Source organism: Brevundimonas diminuta 3F5N (genome assembly GCF_900163625.1).
Classification (GTDB): Bacteria; Pseudomonadota; Alphaproteobacteria; order Caulobacterales; family Caulobacteraceae; genus Brevundimonas; species Brevundimonas diminuta_A.
On record NZ_FUIE01000082.1, the window covers coordinates 1 to 5861 of the forward strand.

At 54.1% G+C, this 5861-nt stretch carries 3 tRNA genes and 3 rRNA genes; all 6 read right to left on the reverse strand.

Annotated elements, in window-relative coordinates:
* The 6 genes from FM111_RS14610 to FM111_RS14635 all read right to left on the reverse strand — a co-directional run bounded on the left by FM111_RS14610 (position 1) and on the right by FM111_RS14635 (position 5223).
* A tRNA-Met gene (locus FM111_RS14610) sits at positions 1 to 77 on the reverse strand.
* A gap of 56 nt (positions 78 to 133) precedes the next feature.
* Positions 134 to 248 (reverse strand): 5S ribosomal RNA (rrf, locus tag FM111_RS14615).
* 76 nt (positions 249 to 324) lie between these two features.
* A 23S ribosomal RNA gene (locus FM111_RS14620) occupies positions 325 to 3105 on the reverse strand.
* 239 nt (positions 3106 to 3344) lie between these two features.
* Positions 3345 to 3420: transfer RNA gene (locus FM111_RS14625), tRNA-Ala, on the reverse strand.
* Between the two features lie 59 nt (positions 3421 to 3479).
* Positions 3480 to 3556: transfer RNA gene (locus tag FM111_RS14630), tRNA-Ile, on the reverse strand.
* 204 nt (positions 3557 to 3760) lie between these two features.
* Positions 3761 to 5223 (reverse strand): 16S ribosomal RNA (locus tag FM111_RS14635).
* The 16S, 23S and 5S rRNA genes sit together here with 3 tRNA genes alongside, the layout of an rRNA operon.
* Positions 5224 to 5861 lie beyond the last annotated feature (638 nt).

Here is a 5861-nt window from a genome sequence, read left to right on the forward strand (position 1 = left end):
TGGGTGCGGGAGTAGGATTTGAACCTACGACCTTCAGGTTATGAGCCTGACGAGCTACCGGGCTGCTCCATCCCGCGGCAAGGCGGTAAGTAAAGGAAGAAGGTTCGAGAAGTCATTCATGTGTGTCGGGTAGACCCGGCGGCGACCTACTCTCCCGCGCCTTAAGACGAAGTACCATCGGCTCTGGAGGTCTTAACGACCGAGTTCGGAATGGGATCGGGTGGGGAACCTCCGACAGAGCCACCAGGTCAACCCGACACACATGAATGAGAAGATATTATCTATGATTTCGACAAAGTAAGATCGAATGAGTTTTGCTGAGAAACGATCAAGCCGATCGGATTATTAGTACCAGTAAGCTTCACACGTCACCGCGCTTCCACACCTGGCCTATCAACGTGGTAGTCTTCCACGATCCTCAGCGAAGCCTTGTTTTGAGGTTAGTTTCCCGCTTAGATGCTTTCAGCGGTTATCTATTCCATACTTAGCTACCCTGCTGCACGGCTGGCGCCATGACAGGTCCACCAGAGGTATGTCCATCCCGGTCCTCTCGTACTAGGGACAGATCCTCTCAAGCTTCGAACACCCACGGCAGATAGGGACCAAACTGTCTCACGACGTTCTGAACCCAGCTCACGTACCACTTTAAACGGCGAACAGCCGTACCCTTGGGACCTGCTCCAGCCCCAGGATGTGATGAGCCGACATCGAGGTGCCAAACTTTGCCGTCGATATGGACTCTTGGGCAAAATCAGCCTGTTATCCCTAGAGTACCTTTTATCCGTTGAGCGATGGCCCTTCCACGCGGGACCACCGGATCACTATGGCCGACTTTCGTCTCTGCTCGACTTGTCAGTCTCGCAGTCAGGCTAGCTTATGCCATTGCACTCGACGACCGATTTCCGACCGGTCTGAGCTAACCATCGCGCGCCTCCGTTACACTTTGGGAGGCGACCGCCCCAGTCAAACTACCCACCACGCCATGTCCCGGGACCGGATAACGGCCCTCGGTTAGACGTCAACGACAGTAAGGGTGGTATTTCAAGGATGGCTCCACCGAAGCTGGCGCCCCGGTTTCATAGCCTCCCACCTATCCTACACATACGGTCGCTAACGCCAAGGCGAAGCTATAGTAAAGGTTCATAGGGTCTTTCCGTCTGACCGCGGGAACCCCGCATCTTCACGGGGAATTCAATTTCACTGAGCCTGTGCTGGAGACAGTGGGGAAGTCGTTACGCCATTCGTGCAGGTCGGAACTTACCCGACAAGGAATTTCGCTACCTTAGGACCGTTATAGTTACGGCCGCCGTTTACCTGGGCTTCAGTTCGGAGCTTTCACTCCTCCCTTTAACCTTCAGGCACCGGGCAGGCGTCAGACCCTATACGTCGCATTGATGCTTCGCAGAGCCCTATGTTTTTGCTAAACAGTCGCTACCCCCTGGCTTGTGCCACTCAGTCCTGGTTGCCCAGGGTGAGTCACGCTTATTCCGAAGTTACGCGTGCAATTTGCCGAGTTCCTTCAGCACAGTTCTCTCAAGCGCCTTGGTATGCTCTACCTGACCACCTGTGTCGGTTTCGGGTACGGTCTCTGCTAGAGTTATTTCCAGGGACAACGCCACCGCCGGGAACAATCCAATAAGCCCCGACGACTTATGCCATCCGTCACTTCTAGCTGGTGCAGGAATATTTACCTGCTTCCCATCGACTACGCTTTTCAGCCTCGCCTTAGGGGCCGACTAACCCTGCGCAGATTAGCTTTACGCAGGAACCCTTGGTCTTTCGGCGACAGTGTTTCTCACACTGTTTATCGTTACTCATGTCAGCATTCTCACTTCCGATACCTCCAGCCAACCTCACAGTTGACCTTCACAGGCTTACGGAACGCTCCGCTACCGCTTGCAGTAAACTGCAAACCCATATCTTCGGCGCATGGCTTTAGCCCCGTTACATTTTCCGCGCAGGATCGCTTGATCAGTGAGCTGTTACGCTTTCTTTAAAGGATGGCTGCTTCTAAGCCAACCTCCTGATTGTCAAAGCAATCCCACATCGTTTCCCACTTAGCCATGACTTGGGGGCCTTAGATGATGGTTAGGGTTGTTTCCCTTTTCACGACGGACGTTAGCACCCGCCGTGTGTCTGCCCGATAGTACTCCTGGGTATTCGGAGTTTGGTTAGTATTGGTACCGCTCGCGCAGCCCGCAACCATCCAGTGCTCTACCCCCCAGGGTATTCGTCGGACGCTCTACCTAAATAGATTTCGCGGAGAACCAGCTATGTCCAGGTTTGATTGGCCTTTCACCCCTATCCACAAGTCATCCCAGAATTTTTCAACATTCACGGGTTCGGACCTCCAGTAAGTGTTACCTTACCTTCATCCTGCTCATGGATAGATCACCTGGTTTCGGGTCGTCATACGTCGAACTTAGCGCCCTATTCAGACTCGCTTTCGCTGCGCCTACACCTAACGGCTTAAGCTTGCTCGACACATGAAGTCGCTGACCCATTATACAAAAGGTACGCCGTCACCGCGCTTGGCGGCTCCGACTGCTTGTAGGCTTCCGATTTCAGGATCTGTTTCACTCCCCTTGTCGGGGTGCTTTTCACCTTTCCCTCACGGTACTTGTTCACTATCGGTCGTAGAGGAGTACTTAGGCTTGGAGGGTGGTCCCCCCATGTTCAGACAGGATTTCACGTGTCCCGCCCTACTCGAGTCTCTTGCTGTTTGACGTCTACGGGGCTGTCACCCGCTATGGCCGGACTTTCCATTCCGTTCGACTTTATTTCACAAGAGCACTGGCCTGGTCCCGGTTCGCTCGCCACTACTACGGGAGTCTCGGTTGATGTCCTTTCCTCCGGGTACTGAGATGTTTCAGTTCCCCGGGTTCGCTCAATGAAGCCTATGTATTCAGCTCATTGTACCTTTAAACAATCATCCAATCGCTGCTCCGAAAAGCAGAGTTGGAAGACTGCAAAGGTGGGTTTCCCCATTCAGAGATAACCGGATCAAAGGGTGCTAGCGCCTCCCCGGTTCTTATCGCAGCTTGCCACGTCTTTCATCGCCTCTCTACGCCAAGGCATCCGTCAGAAGCCCTTCAACGCTTGATCGTTTCTCAGCAAAACTCATGCATAGGTTTCTCCGGGGGATGGAAAGAGGTATCCGCCGGACCTACGCCTGATTTTACTTTGTCAGACAATATCTTCTCGAACCTGACCTGAAAGCCTATGAGGGGCCGGTCAAATTCTTCCTTTACAATGTCAATGCAGCCAATCATGCGACTGGATGCAAACTTGATATGATCGCGAAGTGCTCAAGTAGCCCGCAGGGCGGTAGCACACTTGAAACCTGGTGGAGCCTAACGGATTCGAACCGATGACATCCTGCTTGCAAAGCAGGCGCTCTACCAACTGAGCTAAGGCCCCTTTCAGGAGTTAGCCAGGAGAGCTTCATCGGCGACCGTCGCACGTCCTTACCAAAGGACTGGTAGGCCCGGGCAGACTCGAACTGCCGACCTTACGCTTATCAGGCGTACGCTCTAACCACCTGAGCTACGGGCCTAGGGCAGTGCGACAGGCCGGGAATTCCCCAGGCTCGCGATCGCGCCATCAATGCAACGAACCGAATGTTCGCAGCGTCGATGACGAAATGAGGAAAGAGAAACGGAGACGGCGGCGCCCCGCATTTGTTGCTATTCACGACCAAGGCCGCTTTCGCTATGCGGAGCCTCAATAGTCTCGTGAGAGACTGGAGAAGCATCCTTAGAAAGGAGGTGATCCAGCCGCAGGTTCCCCTACGGCTACCTTGTTACGACTTCACCCCAGTCGCTGACCCTACCGTGGTCGGCTGCCTCCATTGCTGGTTAGCGCACCGCCTTCGGGTAGAACCAACTCCCATGGTGTGACGGGCGGTGTGTACAAGGCCCGGGAACGTATTCACCGCGGCATGCTGATCCGCGATTACTAGCGATTCCAACTTCATGCCCTCGAGTTGCAGAGGACAATCCGAACTGAGACTACTTTTAAGGATTAACCCTCTGTAGTAGCCATTGTAGCACGTGTGTAGCCCACCCTGTAAGGGCCATGAGGACTTGACGTCATCCCCACCTTCCTCCGGCTTAGCACCGGCAGTCCCATTAGAGTTCCCAACTAAATGATGGCAACTAATGGCGAGGGTTGCGCTCGTTGCGGGACTTAACCCAACATCTCACGACACGAGCTGACGACAGCCATGCAGCACCTGTGTCCTAGTCCCCGAAGGGAAAGCCAGATCTCTCTGGCGGTCCAGGCATGTCAAAAGGTGGTAAGGTTCTGCGCGTTGCTTCGAATTAAACCACATGCTCCACCGCTTGTGCGGGCCCCCGTCAATTCCTTTGAGTTTTAATCTTGCGACCGTACTCCCCAGGCGGATTGCTTAATGCGTTAGCTGCGTCACCGAACTGCATGCAGCCCGACAACTAGCAATCATCGTTTACGGCGTGGACTACCAGGGTATCTAATCCTGTTTGCTCCCCACGCTTTCGCGCCTCAGCGTCAGTAATGAGCCAGTATGTCGCCTTCGCCACTGGTGTTCTTCCGAATATCTACGAATTTCACCTCTACACTCGGAGTTCCACATACCTCTCTCATACTCAAGATCGCCAGTATCAAAGGCAGTTCCAGGGTTGAGCCCTGGGATTTCACCTCTGACTTAACGATCCGCCTACGCGCCCTTTACGCCCAGTAATTCCGAGCAACGCTAGCCCCCTTCGTATTACCGCGGCTGCTGGCACGAAGTTAGCCGGGGCTTCTTCTCCGGGTACCGTCATTATCGTCCCCGGTGAAAGAATTTTACAATCCTAAGACCTTCATCATTCACGCGGCATGGCTGCGTCAGGCTTTCGCCCATTGCGCAAGATTCCCCACTGCTGCCTCCCGTAGGAGTCTGGGCCGTGTCTCAGTCCCAGTGTGGCTGGTCATCCTCTCAGACCAGCTACTGATCGTCGCCTTGGTGAGCCGTTACCTCACCAACTAGCTAATCAGACGCGGGCCGCTCTAAAGGCGATAAATCTTTCCCCCGAAGGGCACATTCGGCATTACCACCCGTTTCCAGGAGCTATTCCGAACCTAAAGGCACGTTCCCACGTGTTACTCACCCGTCCGCCACTAACCCCGAAGGGTCCGTTCGACTTGCATGTGTTAGGCCTGCCGCCAGCGTTCGCTCTGAGCCAGGATCAAACTCTCAGGTTGAGTTGACTTATCTGACCTAAGCATTTGCGACCCGAAGATCGCTATGGCTTTAGTTCTACGTATTCTTGACGAGATCCCACGTTCACCGATCCGAAGACCGGTTACATGGTATGTCTTTTCAAAAAGACCGCAGTTGTCAGTGTCGACTGATGAACCCCGAAGGGTTCTCGCCAGGACACCGCCGCCTGCGTTTCTCTTTCCAGATCAACGATTTCAAAGACCAGAACCGGAAGAACCGGCTGAACTGTTTAGCGCCGGTTCGCGGCGGAGGCGGCTATCTAGCCGACCCAGTTTTTCGTGTCAAGCAGTTCTTTTTAAAGAACTTTCTTTTCACGAAACCGCTCCGGAAGGAGCGGCGGAGGCGGCTATCTAGTGAGAGCCGATCTCCTTGTCAACCGGGCTTTTCAGCCTTTCTGCTTTTTCCGAAACCGAAGCTTCGAAGGCCGCAGTAAACCGCCGGGAAAACCGAGAGGCTATCCCTCAACTCAATCCAGCGATTCGATTGAAGCGCGGAAGCTAACCGATCCAACCGTCCGAAGCAAGAAGCTTTTTCAAACCCTTGCCCCAAACAAACCCCGAAAACACTGTCTCCGAAGCCCGCCGGGCCAGCCCGTCTCCGAGCGAGGCGGCGATATACG